Raw genomic sequence first — 20,076 nt, 5'->3', positions numbered from 1 at the left:
AATAAGTTTATTTTATAAATAATTTTAACAGAATACTAATTAAAATACTTCCCGTTTTTTAGGGAAAACAATATGAGTAGAAATCAAGATAGCAAAGGAAAGGGAAAAGGAAAAACGTCAGGAAGAGGAAATGCTAACAGCAAATCCAAAAGCTTTGCTCGAGGGAATGCCCCTGTAAAAAAGAAAACAGCAGTGACGAAATCGTCTAATCCAGACGAAATTCGTTTAAATAAATACATTGCCAATTCAGGAATATGTTCACGTCGTGAGGCCGATGAAAATATTGCGATTGGGTTAGTAACGGTTAATGGTAAAATTATAACCGAAATGGGTTATAAAGTAAAACGAACTGATGAGGTGAGATACGACGGTCAACGTATTACTCCAGAGGCGAAGGTTTACGTATTATTAAACAAACCAAAGGGCTTTGCCACAACAACGGCTGAAGGTAAAGGGAGAACAGTTATGGATTTAGTCGCAAATGCTACAAATGCTAACATTAAGCCAATTGGTCGTTTAGGAAGAAACTCACTTGGGTTGATTTTGTTTACTAACGACGATAAGATCGTTCAGAAATTCACTAATTCAAAACACGGAGTACCAAGATTATTTCAAGTAGAATTAGATAAGAACTTAAAATTTGAAGATTTAAAGAAGATTCAAGAAGGATTCAAAATTGATGGGAAGCTAGTCTCTGTAGAAGAAGTAAGTTATATCAAAGAAGAATCTAAAAACAAAATAGGAATTAAAATTAAGAATACAGGAAACACCATTTTACGTACTATATTCGATCATCTGAATTATGATATTGTAAAAATCGACTGTGTTGCAATAGGTCATTTAACTAAAAAAGACATTCCTAGAGGACATTGGAAACATCTTACAGAACAAGAGGTGAATACCTTGAAGATGATGTAATAAACAGCTTAAAACGATAAGTTAAATATAAAAGGTAATTACCAATAACAGTGTGAAACTGTGGAGGTAATTACCTTTTTTTTATGGTATATATGTTGAATTATTGGTTCAGGCTTGGATTGTTGTCATTGAAACCTACTTTCTGATTTTTACCTATAACGAAATATAATATAACGCCTAAGAGACTGCCAAAAAGTACAACTAAGACCCACACAATTTTATTATTCCCTTTAAAGTCACTTTTTAATATATCGATAAGTGCTACCAAAGTGAATACGAATCCCAAAAGGGTTAAGCCAATAATTATCAATTGCCATGGTCCAATCATTAATAAGTCAGTCATAATATGCAATAGTTTAGGTGATAATTCGATTAATTTAGATAACAAGTCATTAATGTACTAAAATTAATTTAGAACACATTTCTGCTTAGAATTTGAAGTCATCTTTGTTCAATAAAAAAAATAGCATCGGGAGTCCTGATGCTATTTTTAAATCTATAAAGAAAATTTAGACTTATAATCTCTTATTTATTTTCTCTAACGATAAATTTACCTTTCATTATAGCGTAATGTCCAGGGAACGAACATAAGAAATCATAAATTCCTTTAGCTGGAGCTTCAAAAGTAATAGTATCGCTTTCTCCACCTCCAATTAATTTGGTGTGGGCAATGATATTGCTAGTATCTTCCGGAATGTAATCGTTATCCTTTAATTCCACTACTGAATTTCCAAACTCAGATACTGAAGTACCTTGAGTTAAAAGTACAAAGTTATGTCCCATAACATCTTTAGACATCTCTCCTGTGTGAACTAACTTTAAAGTTACCGTTTGACCTTCGTATACGTTAATCGTAGACAAATCAAACTTCATGTTGTCATCAGAATTAAGAGTGATTTCAATAGTCTTAGGTTGAGACACTTCTTCTTTCTTTTCAGTTTTTACTGGCTGTTCTGTAGTTTCCTTCTTCTTGTCGTCACCGCATGAAAAGAAACATGCTAAACATAGAGTAAGTACTAAGGTTTTGAATGTGAATTTAGTTGTATTCATAATAAAAATTATTTTTAGCAAAGATACGATTTAAACGCCTATTTATGAAAGGTTTCGGTTGATAAACGGGTAAATTTCGCTACAAAAATTTTAATTCATTCTGTAATAAGGAGTTATATGTCTGAATTAATTTTAAAAATGAGATGTTTTAGGTTTAATTGACAAATGCCTTATACTTATAATCAAATAAATTGATTTTAAAATGATCAAATTAGAGGTGTAAACCATTTGGTAATCAGGGGTATAAAAAATATTAAAAAAATAATAAAAAAAGTTTTGTGTATTGAAAAATAAATTACATTTGCAGTGTAAATTGGTGCCAATCAAAAAGATTATAAAGCCAATTTTAGCTGAACAATTGAAATATGTTTTTATGTTCGGGCTTTTGAAAATTAGGAAGTCATATTCAAAAGCTGCTTATAAGATGAGTAACCGAATTTTAGAGCTAACTTCCGCTTCTGCAATAACTGCCAGCCAGCATATCTATGGCTTTATACCTACTACGCAAAGTAGAATTCAAGTTTGATATAACGTAAATTTAACAAGATTACGCATATATTATATTAATTTACACTTGAATATTTAATAAACAACATGAACAATAAATACATTGATCTTATCGATCAATCCTTTCACTTTCCACAAGACGAATTTAGACTTGAGGACAAAGAGCTGCGTTTCCATGATATCGACCTAATGAAATTGGTTGAAGAACATGGAGCACCTTTAAAATTTACTTATTTACCACAAATATCTAATAACATTCAAAGAGCCAAAAAATGGTTTGCTGAAGCTTTTGAAAAGTACGATTACAAAGGTAATTACAACTATAGCTACTGTACTAAAAGTTCGCACTTTAAGCACGTTTTAGATGAAGCATTATCTAATGATATTCATATTGAAACCTCTTCGGCTTTTGATATTGATATTGTAAAATCATTAAAAAAAGAAGGTAAAATCACAGATAAAACTTATGTATTAAGCAATGGTTTTAAGCGTGATCAATACATTACAAATATTGCAGATCTTATTAACGAGGGGCATAAAAACTGTATTCCTATCATAGATAACTATGAAGAAATAGATTTATTATCTCAAGAGATTAACGGTAAATTTAAAGTAGGTATAAGAATTGCTTCGGAAGAAGAGCCGAAATTTGAGTTTTATACATCTCGTTTAGGAATTGGCTACAAAAACATTGTACCTTTCTACAAGAATCAAATTCAGAATAATAAAAAAGTTGAATTAAAAATGCTTCACTTCTTTATTAATACTGGAATTAGAGATAATGCCTATTACTGGAACGAATTAACTAAGTGTTTAAAGGTATATACAGCTTTAAAGAAAATTTGTCCAACTTTAGATAGTTTGAATATTGGTGGCGGATTCCCAATTAAAAACTCACTAGCTTTCGATTTTGATTATGCGTATATGGTTGATGAAATCGTAAACCAAATCAAATTAGTCTGTGAAGAAGAAGACGTAGCAACACCAAATATTTTTACGGAATTCGGTAGTTTTACTGTAGGAGAAAGTGGAGGCGCTATTTATAAAGTGCTTTACCAAAAGCAACAAAACGATCGTGAGAAGTGGAATATGATAAACTCATCTTTCATTACTACATTACCAGATACTTGGGCGATTAACAAACGTTTCATTATGTTGCCAATTAACCGTTGGTACGATAGTTATGAGCGCGTGCTTCTAGGAGGGTTAACTTGTGATAGTGACGATTACTACAACAGTGAACAACACGTTAACGCTATTTATTTACCTAAATATAGTAAAGAAAAACCTTTATATCTTGGCTTCTTTAATACAGGGGCTTACCAAGAGACCATAGGTGGCTTTGGAGGTTTACAACACTGTTTAATTCCAACTCCAAAACACGTTTTAATTCAACGTGATGAGGATGGAAACTTAAGCACTAAAGTGTTTGCAGAGCAACAAAAGAGTGAAAACCTTTTAGGAATTTTGGGATACTAGTAAAAGAAACTAGAATCAAGACTAAAAAAAGACAGAAATCATTTTAGACTTAAGACGAAAAATAGGCTTAGGACTTAAGACGTAAGACAGAGTGAAGAGGAAGGTTTGAGTTTTTTGTTTCGTTTTTATATCAAGAAAAAAATGAAAGAAAATTATTAAACAAGGTCGATTTTTTGCAAGGAAATTTCATAAATAAAAAATTAAGTATAATTAAATAAAATTCCTGCTTTCGCAGGAAGTAAGCATGAAAACAAAAACTTACGCTGGTATTCCAGACCAATTTTCGAAATTAGATCAATCAAAAATTGTTCTAATTCCTGTACCTTATGATGGTACAAGTACATGGCAAAAAGGAGCTGATAAAGGTCCTGATGCGTTTTTAGATGCTTCTGAAAATATGGAGCTCTATGATATTGAAACGGATTCTAAAGTATATCAACAAGGTGTGTTTTTAGCAGATCCTGTAACCGAAAATACTTCTCCGGAAGCCATGGTTGAAGCAGTGCATCAAGTAGCTAAAAAATACATTAAGAAAAACAAGTTTGTCACCATCTTTGGCGGTGAACATTCAATTTCTATCGGAACAATTAGAGCATTCCACGAAATGTTTGATGATTTAACAGTTCTTCATATCGATGCTCATGCCGATTTACGTGAGAGCTATGAAGGTTCTGCATGTAATCACGCTTGTGCAGTGTACGAAGCTAGCCAAACAACGAATCTAATTCAAGTTGGAATTCGTTCTATGGATGCTATCGAAAAAACAGTAATGGACGAAGAGAAAACTTATTTCGCTCATGAAATGGCTCAGGATGATAGTTGGATGGATTCGGCTATAGATCAAATGACAGATAACGTATTTATTACTTTTGATTTAGATGCTTTCGATCCTTCAATTATGCCAAGTACAGGAACACCAGAACCAGGTGGATTACTATGGTACGAAACTTTAGAATTCTTAAAACAAGTCTTTGAAGAAAAGAACGTTGTTGGTTTCGATATCGTTGAATTATGCCCAAATGAAACTGAAAAATCTTCAGATTTCTTAGCGGCCAAACTATATTATAAAATGTTGAGTTATAAATTTCAAGATCAAAACATAGAAGATGATTTCGAAAGTAATTTTAATGAGGTAACTCAAAACACAAACAAATTTTCAAAAAACAATAATGATGACTACTAATAAAGGAGAAATTTCAAAATTCATAGAGAAGTACTATCTACATTTTAACGCAGCAGCTTTAGTTGATGCAGCAAAAGGATACGAAGCTCAATTAAATTCAGGGGCTAAGATGTTAGTGTCTTTAGCAGGTGCTATGAGTACAGCCGAATTAGGTAAAATATTTGCCGAAATGATTCGTAAAGATAAAGTGCAAATTATCTCTTGTACAGGTGCCAACTTAGAGGAAGATATTATGAATTTAGTGGCGCATAGCCATTATAAGCGTGTGCCTAATTATCGTGATTTAACACCTCAAGACGAGTGGGATTTATTAGAAAAAGGTTTAAACCGAGTTACTGATACTTGTATTCCAGAGGAAGAAGCGTTTAGAAGAATTCAAAAACATATTGTAAAAATTTGGAAAGATGCTGAAGCTAAAGGTGAACGCTACTTACCACATGAGTACATGTACAAATTATTATTGTCTGGTGTTTTAGAAGAGCATTACGAAATAGATATCAAGGATTCTTGGATGTACGCAGCTGCAGAGAAAAATTTACCAATTATCTGCCCAGGATGGGAAGATAGTACCATGGGTAATATTTTCGCAAGCTACGTTCTTAAAGGAGAATTGAAAGCAAGTACTATGAAATCTGGTATTGAGTATATGACATTCTTAGCAGATTGGTACACTAATAATTCTGAAAACGGCATCGGGTTCTTCCAAATCGGAGGAGGTATTTCTGGAGATTTCCCTATCTGTGTAGTGCCAATGTTGTACCAAGATATGGAGCGTCCTGAAACACCATTCTGGAGCTATTTCTGCCAAATTAGTGATAGTACAACAAGTTATGGGTCATATTCAGGAGCTGTTCCTAACGAGAAAATTACTTGGGGAAAACTGGATATCGACACACCAAAATTCATTATTGAAAGTGATGCGACAATCGTAGCACCATTAGTTTTTGCTTATATTTTAGATATGTAATAATGGACGAACAAAAAATTGAAAATATTGAATTGAGCTTTCTAACCGTTGGTGATTTTGAAGAATTAAAAACCGCCACATTAGAAGCATATGGAGGTGTGCTAAATTCCTACTGGAAAAAGGAACATATAGCACGGTTGACTTCAATTTTTTCTGAAGGACAAGTGGTGATTAGAATTGATGGCCAATTAGCAGGTTGTGCTTTATCTCTTATTGTCGATTATGACAAAATTGATGATAACCATACTTACGCTGATATTATTGAAGGCGATAAATTCAAAAATCACGATCCTGAAGGCGATGTGCTTTACGGCATCGATGTGTTCATTAAACCAGAATTTAGAGGCTTGCGCTTAGGGCGTCGATTATACGATTACCGTAAGGAATTGTGTGAGAACCTTAATTTAAAAGGAATCGTCTTTGGTGGAAGGATGCCAAATTATCATAAGTATAAGGACTTGTATTCACCTAAGGAATATATCCAAAAAGTGAAACACAAGGAAATTCATGATCCGGTTTTAAACTTTCAAACGTCTAATGATTTTCATCCAATTAGGATAATCAAAGGCTATTTGGAAGGAGATAGTGCGTCAAGTGAATATGCTGTTTTAATGGAGTGGGATAATATCTATTATACCAAACCAAGTAAAAAAGCAAGTAGCGTAAAAACTGTTGTGCGTTTAGGTTTAATCCAATGGCAAATGCGTCCATATGATGGTTTAGACGACTTAATGCAACAAGTAGAATATTTTATAGATAGTGTATCTGCTTATCGCTCAGATTTTGCGGTATTTCCAGAGTTCTTTAATGCACCATTGATGGCCAAGTACAATCATATGCACGAGCCACAAGCCATTAGAGAGTTAGCGGGTTATACTAAAGTGATTGTAGAAAAACTACAGCAATTATCTATTTCTTATAACATCAATATCATTTCTGGCAGTATGCCAGAAGTGGTAGATGATGTTTTATATAACGTAGGCTATTTATGCCGAAGAGATGGAAGTTTGGAACGTTATGAGAAGATACATGTTACTCCAGATGAAGCTAAAGTTTGGGGGATGCAAAACGGAAACCAGCTAAAGACCTTCGAAACCGATTGTGGTAAAATAGGTGTTTTAATTTGTTACGATTCAGAGTTCCCAGAGTTATCGAGATTGTTAGCAGATGAAGGCATGGATATTCTGTTTGTTCCGTTCTTAACCGATACGCAAAACGGATATTCCAGAGTGCGTTTATGTGCGCAGGCACGTGCCGTAGAAAATGAATGTTATGTGGCCATTGCAGGAAGCGTAGGTAACCTACCAAATGTAAATAATATGGATATTCAATATGCGCAATCGGCAGTGTTTACACCATGTGATTTTTCCTTCCCAAGCAACGGTATTAAAGCAGAAGCGACTACAAATACAGAAATGATATTAGTTGCTGATGTTGATCTGAGTTTGTTAAGAGAATTGCATTCCTTTGGCGCCGTGAAAAATTTAAAAGATCGAAGAAAAGATTTTTACGATGTTATTCGTGTAAAAGAATAAATAGTATATTTAAAAAAAATTAGCTTCAGAAATATTAGAAAAGAATGAAACCAAAAGACGCACATTTAAAACGAGTTATAGTAGATTTTAAAAAGCTTACACCAGAGATTTTAGCGCTTCTGGTTGAGAAATATCCTGATGGATACGACGATGATAATGTTATCTCATTTAAAAATGCCAAGAATGAAATTGTTGAGGCTGTTGAAGTCACTACTGAAGACACTAAATATTTGGTTAAAGTGAGTACAAAGCTAGAGCAAACGATGGAAAACTATGACGAGGATGATTATGAAGACTTCGCTGATGACGATCCAGAAGCTATTCAAGACCCAGAATTAGAGCCTGGTGCAGAGGACGAAGATTTTGACTAAAAATAGTTTCGCTCTAAAGAATATATTGTAATTTACTATTAATAAAAAGGTTATAAATCTAAATGGTTAAATTATGGATACATCATTTCACATGTCTTTACCTTGCCTTAGTGTAAAAGAAACTAAGAACTTCTACATTAATGAAATTGGTGCTTCTTTAGGAAGAAAAAGCGAAAATTGGGTGGATATAAATTTATTTGGTCATCAATTAACATTTATAAAAGCTGGAAAATTTAATTTCAATAACCCTAATTATGTATTTGAAGGTAAGATTTTGCCATCATTTCATTTTGGCGTTATTGTAGATGTAGAAAAATGGGGAGAACTCTATGCTAAACTTAATAACAATAACTTGGACGTAGTTTCTCAAACCACATTTTTAAAAGATAAAACAGGAGAACACTTATCCTTTTTTATTAAAGATCCCAATGAGTATATGTTAGAGTTTAAAAGCTTTAAGAAAAATACAGATATGTTTAAATCATAAGGGTCAATATTTTTTTAATTCCACAATAGGAAAACATACGTTCTTCAACAGAATCCACAGTAATTAGAACCAAGAGGTTGTAATCTAAAAGCATTTGGGCTTGAGGTGGCAAATTCCCAAAACCACAAACAATAAATTAATACATGCTGAAGCTATTCAGCATAAAATTTAAATGCAATGAATACAAAAAATATAATGGTATTTGTGCTTATGTTCATGGTTTTAAGCGCCAATGCTTTTTCGAATTTAAATGACAATAAACAAGACAAGAAAAAGGTGACCACAGTAGGTGTCTTTGATGGCTATGATATAGACGACGGCTATTCGTTTTTAATTAATATAGATCCAGACGATGAATTTAGTGGAGATACCATTTTTATTATGGAGATAACAGATGAGGTGTTAAAGACGGTAAACCTGAAATCAAAAGATGTTATTGGTAAACGTTTTGAAATTACTTATGAAATCACTGAGATTGAAGAGGAAGACGAGAATGGGTTTTTAGAAGTTTATGAAACTTACAAATTAGTTCAAATCAAAAAGTTATAAGAACTGTTGGAATGCTTCATGGAACTAAGTTGAAATGCGATAAAATCATTATATTCTATGTCTTCGATAACGTTTAAATGAAAGTTAAAGACTGCTTTTTAAGCGGTCTTTTTTTATGAATACCTCCCAAATAAAAACGGAAAACACAAGTGTATACTCCAAAGCAATTATCCATAAATTTTCAGAATTGCCTGGATTAGAATAGGCCAAATAACTAAGTACAATTATGAACGACCATACCAATGGATATTTGTAGTTTGAAAATACCGTTAAAATAACCAAAGTAGCTAAGTACCAAGGATGAATAGTGGTACTCAAAAACAGATAACATGTCAATGCTAATAACATGGTAGTGATAAGTTTCGGTAAGTCCGTGTTTTGTCTAAAAAGCGATAGCCCTAAAATTATTACCACAGTTATTACCGGAAGTACTTTACCAATAATAGCTATTTCGTTATAACCTGTTATAGCATAGCCTATCTCTCGAGCCAAATAATAAATACTCGCATTAAATTCGAAATTACCAAACCAAAGTCCAACTGTTTTTGAATAATTGTTGACGAATTCCATCGAGAAGAAAGGAAGAAATAGAAGCAGGGTGGTAACACCTACAATTATATAAAACAACATTAATTTAATCAGGTTAAGACTTTCAATAGTATCTGATCTAGCTTCTTTATGTCCGACACTTGCTTTTCTAAAATAATTAAAAAACAGAGGTAATAATAGGAGTGGTATTAACTTCACTGAAATGGAACAGGCTAAGGTTACAGCTGCCCATTGCCACTTTCCAGAATGTAGCAGATAGAATGACCAAACGAGGAAGAATATCATAAGACCTTCAAAATGTAGATTCCCTGTTAATTCAATTATGATAAATGGATTTAAAATGTACCAAAAAATACGATTTGAAGGCATTTTAAGCCTATCTAAGAGCTTCTTGCCAAAGTAGAGAGTTCCAATGTCTGCGGCTATAATAAGAATACGCATTACAACAACAGAGCCTAAAATACTATGCCCCGAAAATAAAGCAGCAATAGTAAAACACAATTGATTTAAGGGTGGATAATTTGTAAAATGTGATGCGCTTAAACTGCTCATCCCCTTATATAATTCTTGGGCTTGAGCTATCGGTAAATTATCTTGTTCAATAAAGAAATTAGGCGTGTATAAATACGGATTAAATCCTTCTAGAAGTAGTCGACCATCCCAAATAAATCTGTAAAAATCTTGGGATAAGTTCGGAATGGAAAAAAGAAATATGAATCGGAAAAGAACAGAGAAAGCAACTAAAAGTTTAAAGTTGGATTCTGTGGCTTTAAAGATTTTATAGGCAAATGGAAATAATGCCGTATACAGAATAAGTAAGGTAGTGGAATCTCTGCGTTCTAAATTATAGGCGAACCATAAATATAAAAAACAACAAATGATGGTTAAGAGAATTGGAACTTTGTGATATTTCCAAATCGCTTTCACACCTTAGATGTTAAAGATTTAAAGAAGACATAAGCGAAGCCAATAAATAACATCAGGTGAAATGGAAACAATCCAAAATCGCCACCTTGATCTCCAACCACAAAAGCACTGTACATGCCAAATGCGAAATAAAGCATTAAAAGTCCTTCGATAATCACATGAGGCGATACTTTTTTAATCAAGTATTTATTGCCTTTCCATGAATCGCGAATCGTACTAATATTGAATTTTGGTGTACGCACAAATTCACTGCGTTTGCCAATATGACCTTCAATTACGGCAATGGAATTATGAAGAGAAAAACCCATTGCTATGGAGAAAAATGTAAAAAACATTCCTATGTATTGGAAAAATCTTTTAAAGCCACTTCCATAAATATTTCGATACATAAACCAATAACACACAAAGAAAATAATAGTGCTCATGACAAAGAAACTCATCACATAGAAGTAATTTCTTAAGTGCGCATATTCATTCTTTATATATAGCATTGGAATACTTAAAATAGCAACTGTAAAAATGCTTAAAAACATCGTGCTATTCAATAAGTGAAGTAAACCATGTACTTTAGTTTTGGTAGAGATATTGTCCGATTTCAAAACCCTCCAACGCATCTTCCTGAAATTTTCTGCCCCACCTTTATTCCATCTGAATTGTTGTGAGCGTGCTGCGCTAATAACTACAGGTAATTCTGCAGGAGTTTCAACATCTTCTAAATATTTAAATTCCCAATTTTTGAGTTGTGCTCTATAGCTTAAATCTAAATCTTCAGTGAGAGTATCACCTTCCCAGTTTCCTGCATCAATAATGCAGGTTTTTCTCCAAACACCAGCAGTTCCGTTAAAATTGATAAAGTGACCCTTACTATTTCTGCCCACCTGTTCTAAAGTGAAATGCGCATCTAAAGCAAAAGCTTGAATTCTCGTCAATAACGAATAGTCACGATTTATATGTCCCCAACGGGTTTGAACAACTCCTATCTTTTCATTCTTAAAATAAGGAATCGTACGTTTTAACCAATTTGGTTTTGGTAAGAAATCGGCATCAAAAATAGCGATATACTCACCTTTAGCTATCTTTAAACCTTCCTTAAGTGCACCTGCTTTGAATCCACTTCTATCGGTTCTCGTAATATGTTTAATATCTAAACCGGTTTCAGCGAGCTTTTCTACTTGTGCTTTAGTGGTTGCAACCGTTTCATCTGTAGAATCATCCAAAACTTGAATTTCCAACTTGTCCTTTGGATACTCTAAAAGCGCAATATTGTCTAACAAGCGCTCCATAACATACATCTCGTTAAAAACAGGAAGCTGAATGGTAACAAATGGGATCTCCTCTGGATTTGAAAAATCAAATTTTTCACAATTATCTCTCTTCTTTTTTGAAGATAAATAGTTGTAAAGAAGATTAAGTTGTGCCAAAGCATACATAAAAATGAGTACTATGGCAATGGTGTAAATAACAATTATGATTGATTCTAAAATCATCTATTTAAAACTATATTTAAAAATCCAACCAAGGATTTTAACGCCTGCAAAGATAGCACCTTTTACGGTTCCCGAAACTTTTGATACGCCTATTCTATTCCTATAATTCACAGGAATTTCTTTATAACTTAGCTTTTGTTTTAAAGCTTTTAGTTGCATTTCTACTGTCCAACCATAAGTTTTATCCTCCATTTTTAGACCTAATAACTTATCGTATTTAATAGCTCTAAATGGGCCTAAATCTGTAAAAGTGGACTTAAAAAACAAACGCATTAATGTTGTGGCTAACCAATTTCCAAAGATTTGAGGTCCACTCATAGAACCGTCTTCTCTCAATTCTTTGACACGAGCACCAACAACAAAATCTATATCATTTTCAATAATCGGTTGAACGATTCGTGTTAATTCTTCAGGGTAGTCGCTATAATCACCATCCAAAAACACAATGATATCAGGTTTGTTCTCTTGCTCAGAAATATACTGCATGCCTTTTAAACAGGCATAACCATAACCTTTTCGTTTTTCAACTAAAACAGTAGCTCCTGCATTTTTTGCATTAATTTCTGTCTGGTCAGTAGAGTTATTACTGATTACAATAATTTCATCAACAATCTCAGGAATTGCCTTTACAACCAAGGGGATGGATTCCTCTTCGTTATAAGCAGGTATGATGACTTTTATTGTAGACATGGTATAAATTTGAACCTGCAAAAGTACGATTTTGAGAGAGTTAATCGATTAGCGAGTTGGATTTTTTTTTAGACCATAAAATGCCATGTAAATATCGAAAATTTACAATGTGTTTATTTGAAATTAGATAGGAAGAAGAGTTATTTTTGATATACTAAATCCATTAAATCCACATCATTACCTAGCAATATGTCATTCGGATTAATTCGGCCTTTTAAGCTGTCATTTTCTAATTTTAAAACGCCGCGAGGACAAACAGCAGAACATATTCCACAACCAACGCAACTTGAACGAACAATGTTTTCTCCTTTTTGAGCATAAGCTCTTACGTCGATTCCCATTTCACAGTAGGTAGAACAATTTCCGCAAGAAATACATTGACCTCCATTCGTGGTGATTCTAAATCTTGAAAATAAACGCTGTTGAAACCCTAAAATTGCGGCCATAGGACAGCCAAATCGACACCAAACTCTATTGCCGAAAATAGGGTAGAAGCCAGTGCCAATCACTCCCGAAAATATCGATCCGATTAAAAAACCATAAGTTTGGCGAAGAGGTTCGGCCTTAAATAAAAATAATTGGCTGCCGTTAAAATAGTGTAAGCCAACTAAAGCTAAAATAATTACCATATAACCAATCGCTCCATATTTAGCGTCTTTAGCAATTTGTGCTCTTTTAAAAATCATGACCAATGCAAAGACGAGGGTTAATAAGCTCGCAACACTTATTAAAAAGACATTTTTCGTCAACCAATATTTACTAGAGTCGTCACCGAGATAGGAGTAAATAACTGCGGTGGTCATTAAGGTTACAAATACTACAACAGAGTGAACTACCCAGCGTTCAATTTTCCATGCCGACTGACGTTTGTCGCTAAGATGTCTAAAGGCATCACCAGATGTTTCTGCCAATCCACCACATCCACAAACCCAAGAACAGTACCATCGTTTACCGTATTTATACGTTAGTATGGGGGTAATCACAAAAATAGATAGCACCCCAAAGATTAGAATACCTAAACCAATATCACCGGCACTTATCATAGAATCCACGCGATATTGTTCAAAATTATAATAGTTAAGTGGCCAGATATTTTTTAAATCGTAATAAGGTAAACTAAAGGAGTCTGAATTTAATCTTGCCATAAACTCAGGAATTAAAAAGGCGAATCCTAATTGAAAAAACATCACAGAATAGGTTCGTAATTGTTCATAACGATTGTGTTTATATTTCATCAAGAACTTATATCCAAATATCAAAATGGCAACGGTGTATAATGTGCCGTAAACAAACCATTGGCTTGCAGGTCCGCCATTTAATAGTTTACTCAAAGGATCGAATAAGGCGACTAACCCTGTGTTTTCTGCTCCATTTGTTCCAAGTCCTAGCCAGGTGGCTTTGAAATAAAGGATGATATAAAAACTGGTTAAAGCTATACCGGTTATCCAAGCCCAAAGTCCACGTGAGGTAATAGATTTAAACATTACACCGTCGTTTTTAATTCCAGGATGTTTACCAGCGTATAAGTCGTTTGTAAATAAAATAACTCCAGCCGTAATCATAAGCAATGACAGTGCTAAAAAAATAGGTTTATTAGGAAACTCAACATTAAACGCCGCTAATAGAAGAATGATAAGACCAATAACACCAAGAGCCGTAGAGAGCTTTTGTTTCGTTGTAAGATCAAAAGCTTCAGGTTTAGTTAAGGACATACTCGGTTTTGCTGTATTCATGATTTATTGAGTTTATGAGGCTAATGAGGGTTGTTGAGCTTTGTAGGTTGAGAGAATTTTATCTTCAAATCGGCTGTAAAATTCTGGATCAAAATTCGCTTCGCTAAGATGGTTAATTACATAATCTACATTACGTTTTTCAGTGAGCCATCGATCAAACGTTTCATGCCTCATTCTAATTCCGAAGGTGGTTATTCCTAAAAATTCTTTTGTGTCTTTATGGTAAGCTATGGTAATACACTTGGTGTCATCGTCGTGTTTCCAATGAAAATGCTTTTCATAATCAGGCCGTCCAACATCGCCAAATACCCAACCATAAGTTTGATATTCAATATCTAAAAATTTAGCAGAATTAAACCAATGCCCAGGTTTATATGCCATTCGGTTGCCACAGATAGTTTGAGCCAAAGTTTCTCCCATCATTCGGCCGGTATACCAAACCGCTTCAATAGGTCTGCGGTTTCCTATGGCTTCATGTTGTTCTGCACAGTCACCAATTGCATAAATATTAGGGATATTTGTTTCTAAGAATCGATTCACTTTTACACCGCGATTTATTTCGATTTTAGAATCTTTCAAAAAGTCGATATTAGGAGACACGCCAGCGGTTAATCCAACAACATTACAAGGGATTTCCTCTCCTGTTTCTTCAATAATCACAGAGCTCACTTGTCCGTTTTTATCTGATTTTATTTCCTTTAAGTTTGATGATAATCGCAAATCGATATGGTGATTTTTAATATGTCTGTTAAGCATTTCACTTTCTCCATTTGGCAAAACTATATTCCAAAAACTCGATTCACGGACTAAAAACGTGACTGGAATATCCCGAGAATTCAGCATTTCTGCTAGTTCAATTCCTATAAGTCCACCACCGACAATCACTGCACGTTGGCATACTTTATTGTTTGGCGCAAAGACTTCAAGTTGCTCTAAATCTTGTTTGTGATACATGCCCATTACACCTTTCAAATCTTGTCCAGGCCAACCAAATTTGTTAGGCTTACTTCCTGTGGCAATAATGAGTTTATCGTATTGAAGTGAATCACCTTCAGCAAAATACAAGGTATTTGTATCGGTGTCAACTTTGTTTACATAGGCTTTTTTAAGATTTATTCGATTTTTCTTCCAAAACCAATTTTCGTAAGGTTGGGTATGTTCAAATTTCATATGTCCCATATACACATACATTAGAGCTGTACGAGAGAAGAAATAGTCAGTTTCGGCAGAAATAATTGTAATCTTTTTATCAGATAATTTTCGAATGTGTCTAGCTGCTGTAACTCCCGCAATTCCGTTACCAATGATTACAATATGCTCCATGTTTTTCGTATGAGAAGTCGATTGAATTTAAATTCTTATTTTTTTATATGTCGAAGGTTTTGTTAAAACCTTAATCCTATAGTGCTTTTTCTTTAAATTTAGGAAATATTTTAAAGGTATGCGGTGTTTTTTCAGTTCCATTTTAGTGCTTATTTTAATTGGCTGTGCCTCAGCACCACTTCCTTTAAAAAAAATGAATGGTGTTAGCTTTGTAGCTTCTCGTGACACAATTTCACAACAACATGTTCAACCCGTAGTTCAACTGAACGCAAACTATGCTGCGATTATGCCGTTTGGTTTTATTAAGGAATTAGAGCATCCAGAAATAATACATAATACCGAAAGACAGTGGTATGGTGAAACACGATCTGGTGCTAAACAGTATATCGAAACTTTAAAAAGTGAAGGCATTAAAATTATGATCAAACCACAGATTTGGGTTTGGCGTGGTGAGTTTACCGGTTTAATAAAGATGAATACCGAAGAGGATTGGAAAACTCTTGAAACATCGTATACTGACTTTATTTTAGAGTACGCTGCTTTGGCCGAAGAAACTAATTCTGAATTGTTCTGTATTGGTACCGAATTGGAAAATTTTATTGCAGCACGACCAGAATTTTGGAAAGGTTTGATTACGAAGGTTAGAGAAATTTATAATGGAAAACTCACCTATGCTTCAAATTGGGATGAATATAAACGAACACCATTCTGGAAAGAAATAGATTATATTGGTATCGATGCTTATTTCCCATTGAGCGACAAACAAGCACCTACCGTTAAGGATTATATCGAAGGATGGAGCAAACATAAACCCCAAATTGAAGCATGGTCGAAACAACTGAATAAGCCCATCTTGTTTACAGAATACGGTTATCGGAATATGGATTATGCCGGTCGAGAGCCATGGTTAAGTGATCATAAAATTAAAACCCTGAATTTAGAAGCACAAGCGAATGCCACTGAAGCTTTGTTTGAAGTATTTTGGCATGAGCCATGGTTTGCTGGCGGATTTGTTTGGAAATGGTTTCATAACTACGAAAACAGTGGAGGGCAGGGCGATAATCAATTTACACCACAGAATAAGCCTGCAGAAGAGGTGATTAGAACTTATTATAAAACATATAAATAATGCGAACATTAGTTATTGGAGATATTCATGGCGGATTAAAAGGCTTGGTTCAACTTTTGGAAAGAGCGAAAGTGACGGCTAATGATAGACTTATTTTTCTGGGAGATTATGTAGATGGATGGAGTGAGTCGGCTCAAGTGATTTCATATTTAATTGAGCTGTCTAAGACCAATTCCTGCATTTTTATAAAAGGGAATCACGATTATTGGTGTGAGGATTGGTTGGCCTCGGGAATTGAAAGTAAAATTTGGTTAGAGCATGGCGGATTGGGAGCAATAGAAAGTTATAAAGATTTTACCAAAGAGGAAAAATCCAAGCATCTCGATTTTTTTGAGACTATGGAGCCTTATCATATCGATTCTGAAAATCGTCTTTTTATTCATGCTGGATTTACGTCTATGCATGGGGTTGAAAGAGAGGTTGATAGACGAAGCTTTTATTTTGATAGAACTCTTTGGGAAATGGCCCTAACCGTTGATAAACGAATTAAGAAAGATGCCGCTATTTATCCTAAGCGATTAAAACATTATTCGGAAATTTATATTGGACATACACCGACGATTAATTATCAGCAAGACCAACCTATGAATGCGATGAATGTCTGGAATATTGATACTGGAGCCGCTTTTACAGGACCTTTGTCGGCAATAGACTTGAAAACCAAAGAGGTTTTTCAGAGTGATAAGTTAATAGATTTGTATCCGAATGAACAGGGACGGAATAGAAAATAATGTTTGACTAGTCTTAATGAATATGTTTATTATAATAAGCCAGCAAATCCTCGGCTGAAGCACCCAACCATTTTTTTACATAAATAGTCCAAAAGTGATATTGAAGATTCCAAACACCATGGGTTCTATACAATCGAGCTGAGTTTTTTAATTTTTTATTGATGACTTTAAATTCCTGTCGGGCGTAGAGCTCGTTAATTAGAATATTGTCTTCATAGATAATATAATTTTCGTCGTATCCACCAATATCATCGAACAGTTCCTTGGTTATAAACTGACTTTGATCACCACCTCGGCAAGCACGCCAAGAAAATTGGGTTAACCAACTAGCAAGTCGTAACCACCAATGATTAGAATCAAATTGCATTCTAAAACAACCCGCTTTATTTCCTTTTTGAACCTCGTTAATAATAAATTGGTCAAAATCTTTAGGTGGAAAAGAATCGGCATGAAGAAAATATAAAATGTTCCCTTGGGCATTTTTGGCACCAAGATTCATTTGTTTTGCTCTTCCTTTTAAAGAGTCAATTAGAATAATGTTTGGTTGATGCTTTAATTTTGAATTCGCTATAGAATTGGTTTTTTCAGTATGATCTATTTTACTGAAAGATCGAACAAGGTCTAAAGTTCCATCTGTGCTTCCGCCATCAACCACAATGATTTCTGAAATATGTGTTGCGGTGGAATTGTTAGATAAATAACTCAAAAGATTTCCAATAATTTCAACTTCATTCAAAACAGGAATTATAATTGAAATTTGGTGAGTCATAGTCTTATCTGTTCTTGCTGGGAGTTACGAAAATTAAAAGTTAATCATTCAAATCCCAATTGTAATCAGTATATCCTATTCGTGCCTTGGCTGAAATGCTAATGTCAGAATACTGATTTAAAAAATCAATTAAACTGCCATGGTGTTCAAAGTCTTTTTTAAACCATCTAAATATTTTGGATATTTTGATCTTGTCTTTGGAAAGTTCATTCTTCGTTTTATCTGATAAAAACTCCTTGGTCGCTTTTGTTAATTGTTCATCCAGGTGAGATTCAGAAAATGCAGTATTCTGTAATTTAGGGCAAGAAACAGAAGCGCAAACTATGGCGAAGTGAATTCGAGGTTCATTCATTTTTCTGAGAATTTCGTGCTCTATATCAGAAAGGTTCAACCATTTATCGCCAAACTTCCATAAACGCTGATCCCATGGGTTTTTGATGTCTTTTATGCTTTTTAAAGGGTAATTCTGAAGGATTAAATCAATTGTTAAAGCATTATAAGCATTTATCCAATAGGCGAGTTTTTTGTGCTTAGACCAAGAGGCATTTGGCCTTTGCATTTGCAGTGATTCAATATATTTTTTTAGTTCTTTTGAATCGGATTGAAACCCTTCATAGTCTACCGTTCCTTGTTTTGAGACATGTTTTTCTAATAATCGATTAAAAATCGAATGATTGAAAATGTCAGGAATATTTTCATTATTAGGATGTCTTCCAAATGAAGTTGAAACAATTAGGGTAGATACTATGATTAAGAATGATTTCATTTTTTTAATGGATATAATTCCTGACTCACAAAGTCTTCCGGAAAGTTTTCGTCTCCTTCAAAACCTAATTCAATATCTCTACCATCGTGAGGAATATAGTCTGTTTTGAAGATATAATCCCATAGACTTAGAGTTATTCCAAAATTTACACCATATTTTCGTTCTTCAGGTAAAGCTTTTGAGTGATGCCAAATATGCATTTTTGGGTTGTTGAAAATGTATTTAAACCAACCATAATCCCAACCAATATTAGCGTGATTTAAATGTCCAATCGTAATATTAAAGAAATGGACTAAGGCGACATCTTGTGCCGAAAAACCACCTATAATAGCCAATGGAATATATTTTAAGGAGTTATAGACTACGGGTTCCATCCAATGATATCGTAAATGTGCAGCAAAGCCCATTTCTTTTACAGAGTGGTGAACTTTATGGAAATTCCAAAGAAATTCAGATTTATGTAATAGCCTATGTGTCCACCATTGTACAAAATCAATGACAATAAAAAAGATTAATATTCGAAGCCAAAAAGGAAGTTCGTTAATGTCTAACAATTGAAAACTTGAAACGGATAAACCAACCACGCTTAGAACATCATTAAATAGGGCTTCAGCCGTATTTGATAAGGCAATCAGTACAATTAAATTCAACAAAAAGAAATTGAAAAACATGTAAAAGGTGTCTAGCCAAAAGTCCTTACGAAACAACGATTGGTTTTTTCGCCAAGGAAAAAGTGCCTCTAAACCCCAAACAATAAGTGAGATGATAATTAATCCGTAGAAGTAATTCTCCCAGTTCAATTCCATTAAAACAGATTGTTTAATGTAATTCCAATAGCCGGAATAAGAATTTTTAATAATGTCAATATACTTTCCCATCATTAATTCCTTTAAAACGGAACAGTTAATTAGTATTTATATGAGTTC

Annotated in this window: 20 protein-coding genes; 10 read left to right on the top strand and 10 right to left on the bottom strand. The window is 33.9% G+C overall.

The genetic code is table 11. The features are described 5' to 3' along the window. Positions 1-72 precede the first annotated feature (72 nt). Positions 73-918 (top strand): pseudouridine synthase, encoded by an 846-nt coding sequence (locus tag DFQ11_RS01340; RefSeq protein WP_110473833.1) that lies wholly within the window; start codon positions 73-75, stop codon positions 916-918. A gap of 100 nt (positions 919-1,018) precedes the next feature. Here DFQ11_RS01340 and DFQ11_RS01335 read toward each other — a convergent pair whose 3' ends face one another. Together DFQ11_RS01335 and azu are read right to left on the bottom strand one after the other, a co-directional pair. Next, positions 1,019-1,261, bottom strand: coding sequence for a PLD nuclease N-terminal domain-containing protein (locus DFQ11_RS01335; RefSeq protein ID WP_110473832.1), 243 nt, complete (start codon positions 1,259-1,261; stop codon positions 1,019-1,021). A 182-nt stretch (positions 1,262-1,443) separates the two neighbouring features. Further along, positions 1,444-1,968, bottom strand: coding sequence for an azurin (gene azu, locus DFQ11_RS01330; RefSeq protein WP_110473831.1), 525 nt, complete (start codon positions 1,966-1,968; stop codon positions 1,444-1,446). A gap of 594 nt (positions 1,969-2,562) precedes the next feature. Between azu and DFQ11_RS01320 the strand changes: the two genes are divergently transcribed. From DFQ11_RS01320 to DFQ11_RS01290, 7 genes are all read left to right on the top strand, one after another. Further along, a complete protein-coding gene (locus tag DFQ11_RS01320) occupies positions 2,563-3,954 on the top strand; it encodes a type III PLP-dependent enzyme domain-containing protein (protein ID WP_110473829.1) in 1,392 nt (463 codons plus the stop codon). A 244-nt stretch (positions 3,955-4,198) separates the two neighbouring features. Next, on the top strand, positions 4,199-5,137 hold the full coding sequence (speB, locus tag DFQ11_RS01315) for an agmatinase (RefSeq protein ID WP_110473828.1): 939 nt from the start codon (positions 4,199-4,201) through the stop codon (positions 5,135-5,137). After that, complete coding sequence (locus DFQ11_RS01310) at positions 5,127-6,104, top strand: deoxyhypusine synthase family protein (protein WP_110473827.1); 978 nt, start codon at positions 5,127-5,129, stop codon at positions 6,102-6,104. The genes speB and DFQ11_RS01310 overlap by 11 nt, the downstream gene beginning before the upstream one ends. A gap of 2 nt (positions 6,105-6,106) precedes the next feature. Then, positions 6,107-7,639, top strand: a complete 1,533-nt coding sequence (locus DFQ11_RS01305) for a carbon-nitrogen hydrolase family protein (protein ID WP_110473826.1) — start codon at positions 6,107-6,109, stop codon at positions 7,637-7,639. 44 nt (positions 7,640-7,683) lie between these two features. Further along, on the top strand, positions 7,684-8,010 hold the full coding sequence (locus DFQ11_RS01300) for a hypothetical protein (RefSeq protein WP_110473825.1): 327 nt from the start codon (positions 7,684-7,686) through the stop codon (positions 8,008-8,010). 73 nt (positions 8,011-8,083) lie between these two features. Further along, positions 8,084-8,497, top strand: coding sequence for a VOC family protein (locus DFQ11_RS01295; RefSeq protein WP_110473824.1), 414 nt, complete (start codon positions 8,084-8,086; stop codon positions 8,495-8,497). 177 nt (positions 8,498-8,674) lie between these two features. Continuing rightward, positions 8,675-9,046 (top strand): hypothetical protein, encoded by a 372-nt coding sequence (locus tag DFQ11_RS01290; protein ID WP_110473823.1) that lies wholly within the window; start codon positions 8,675-8,677, stop codon positions 9,044-9,046. 84 nt (positions 9,047-9,130) lie between these two features. Here DFQ11_RS01290 and DFQ11_RS01285 read toward each other — a convergent pair whose 3' ends face one another. The 5 genes from DFQ11_RS01285 to DFQ11_RS01265 form a co-directional block, all read right to left on the bottom strand. Then, complete coding sequence (locus DFQ11_RS01285) at positions 9,131-10,522, bottom strand: mannosyltransferase (protein WP_189342970.1); 1,392 nt, start codon at positions 10,520-10,522, stop codon at positions 9,131-9,133. Next, positions 10,519-12,009, bottom strand: a complete 1,491-nt coding sequence (locus DFQ11_RS01280; RefSeq protein ID WP_110473822.1) for a cellulose synthase family protein — start codon at positions 12,007-12,009, stop codon at positions 10,519-10,521. The genes DFQ11_RS01285 and DFQ11_RS01280 overlap by 4 nt, the downstream gene beginning before the upstream one ends. After that, positions 12,010-12,699: a glycosyltransferase family 2 protein gene (locus DFQ11_RS01275; protein WP_110473821.1), complete on the bottom strand. Its 690-nt coding sequence runs from the start codon at positions 12,697-12,699 to the stop codon at positions 12,010-12,012. Positions 12,700-12,839: 140 nt separating this feature from the next. Beyond that, positions 12,840-14,432: a 4Fe-4S binding protein gene (locus tag DFQ11_RS01270; RefSeq protein ID WP_110473820.1), complete on the bottom strand. Its 1,593-nt coding sequence runs from the start codon at positions 14,430-14,432 to the stop codon at positions 12,840-12,842. Positions 14,433-14,444: 12 nt separating this feature from the next. Beyond that, positions 14,445-15,755, bottom strand: a complete 1,311-nt coding sequence (locus tag DFQ11_RS01265; protein ID WP_110473819.1) for an NAD(P)/FAD-dependent oxidoreductase — start codon at positions 15,753-15,755, stop codon at positions 14,445-14,447. Between the two features lie 118 nt (positions 15,756-15,873). Between DFQ11_RS01265 and DFQ11_RS01260 the strand changes: the two genes are divergently transcribed. Continuing rightward, the gene (locus DFQ11_RS01260; protein WP_110473818.1) at positions 15,874-16,884 is read left to right on the top strand and encodes a glycoside hydrolase family 113; all 1,011 of its coding nucleotides are present in this window, start codon (positions 15,874-15,876) and stop codon (positions 16,882-16,884) included. Continuing rightward, entirely contained in the window at positions 16,884-17,615 is a 732-nt protein-coding gene (locus DFQ11_RS01255) for a metallophosphoesterase family protein (protein WP_189342969.1), read from the top strand. Before DFQ11_RS01260 ends, DFQ11_RS01255 begins: the two co-directional genes overlap by 1 nt. 13 nt (positions 17,616-17,628) lie before the next feature. Here the strand turns inward: DFQ11_RS01255 and DFQ11_RS01250 are convergent, their stop codons facing one another. From DFQ11_RS01250 to DFQ11_RS01240, 3 genes are read right to left on the bottom strand one after another with little or no spacing between them, the layout of a single operon-like run. After that, on the bottom strand, positions 17,629-18,384 hold the full coding sequence (locus tag DFQ11_RS01250) for a TIGR04283 family arsenosugar biosynthesis glycosyltransferase (protein WP_110473816.1): 756 nt from the start codon (positions 18,382-18,384) through the stop codon (positions 17,629-17,631). A gap of 40 nt (positions 18,385-18,424) precedes the next feature. Further along, positions 18,425-19,150 (bottom strand): DUF547 domain-containing protein, encoded by a 726-nt coding sequence (locus DFQ11_RS01245; RefSeq protein WP_110473815.1) that lies wholly within the window; start codon positions 19,148-19,150, stop codon positions 18,425-18,427. Then, positions 19,147-20,028, bottom strand: coding sequence for a sterol desaturase family protein (locus DFQ11_RS01240; RefSeq protein ID WP_110473814.1), 882 nt, complete (start codon positions 20,026-20,028; stop codon positions 19,147-19,149). The genes DFQ11_RS01245 and DFQ11_RS01240 overlap by 4 nt, the downstream gene beginning before the upstream one ends. Between the last annotated feature and the right edge of the window lie 48 nt (positions 20,029-20,076).

It is taken from the genome of Winogradskyella epiphytica, assembly GCF_003217215.1.
GTDB lineage: Bacteria > Bacteroidota > Bacteroidia > Flavobacteriales > Flavobacteriaceae > Winogradskyella > Winogradskyella epiphytica.
Note: the sequence above shows the minus strand (reverse complement) of the source record. Positions and strands in the feature narration are given on the sequence as shown.

Excerpts from the sequence above, each read along its gene's own strand:
- DFQ11_RS01340 (WP_110473833.1), top strand. The coding sequence starts at position 73 with ATGAGTAGAAATCAAGATAGCAAAGGAAAGGGAAAAGGAAAAACGTCA.
- DFQ11_RS01335 (WP_110473832.1), bottom strand. The coding sequence starts at position 1,261 with ATGACTGACTTATTAATGATTGGACCATGGCAATTGATAATTATTGGC.
- azu (WP_110473831.1), bottom strand. The coding sequence starts at position 1,968 with ATGAATACAACTAAATTCACATTCAAAACCTTAGTACTTACTCTATGT.
- DFQ11_RS01320 (WP_110473829.1), top strand. The coding sequence starts at position 2,563 with ATGAACAATAAATACATTGATCTTATCGATCAATCCTTTCACTTTCCA.
- speB (WP_110473828.1), top strand. The coding sequence starts at position 4,199 with ATGAAAACAAAAACTTACGCTGGTATTCCAGACCAATTTTCGAAATTA.
- DFQ11_RS01310 (WP_110473827.1), top strand. The coding sequence starts at position 5,127 with ATGACTACTAATAAAGGAGAAATTTCAAAATTCATAGAGAAGTACTAT.
- DFQ11_RS01305 (WP_110473826.1), top strand. The coding sequence starts at position 6,107 with ATGGACGAACAAAAAATTGAAAATATTGAATTGAGCTTTCTAACCGTT.
- DFQ11_RS01300 (WP_110473825.1), top strand. The coding sequence starts at position 7,684 with ATGAAACCAAAAGACGCACATTTAAAACGAGTTATAGTAGATTTTAAA.
- DFQ11_RS01295 (WP_110473824.1), top strand. The coding sequence starts at position 8,084 with ATGGATACATCATTTCACATGTCTTTACCTTGCCTTAGTGTAAAAGAA.
- DFQ11_RS01290 (WP_110473823.1), top strand. The coding sequence starts at position 8,675 with ATGAATACAAAAAATATAATGGTATTTGTGCTTATGTTCATGGTTTTA.
- DFQ11_RS01280 (WP_110473822.1), bottom strand. The coding sequence starts at position 12,009 with ATGATTTTAGAATCAATCATAATTGTTATTTACACCATTGCCATAGTA.
- DFQ11_RS01275 (WP_110473821.1), bottom strand. The coding sequence starts at position 12,699 with ATGTCTACAATAAAAGTCATCATACCTGCTTATAACGAAGAGGAATCC.
- DFQ11_RS01270 (WP_110473820.1), bottom strand. The coding sequence starts at position 14,432 with ATGAATACAGCAAAACCGAGTATGTCCTTAACTAAACCTGAAGCTTTT.
- DFQ11_RS01265 (WP_110473819.1), bottom strand. The coding sequence starts at position 15,755 with ATGGAGCATATTGTAATCATTGGTAACGGAATTGCGGGAGTTACAGCA.
- DFQ11_RS01260 (WP_110473818.1), top strand. The coding sequence starts at position 15,874 with ATGCGGTGTTTTTTCAGTTCCATTTTAGTGCTTATTTTAATTGGCTGT.
- DFQ11_RS01255 (WP_189342969.1), top strand. The coding sequence starts at position 16,884 with ATGCGAACATTAGTTATTGGAGATATTCATGGCGGATTAAAAGGCTTG.
- DFQ11_RS01250 (WP_110473816.1), bottom strand. The coding sequence starts at position 18,384 with ATGACTCACCAAATTTCAATTATAATTCCTGTTTTGAATGAAGTTGAA.
- DFQ11_RS01245 (WP_110473815.1), bottom strand. The coding sequence starts at position 19,150 with ATGAAATCATTCTTAATCATAGTATCTACCCTAATTGTTTCAACTTCA.
- DFQ11_RS01240 (WP_110473814.1), bottom strand. The coding sequence starts at position 20,028 with ATGGGAAAGTATATTGACATTATTAAAAATTCTTATTCCGGCTATTGG.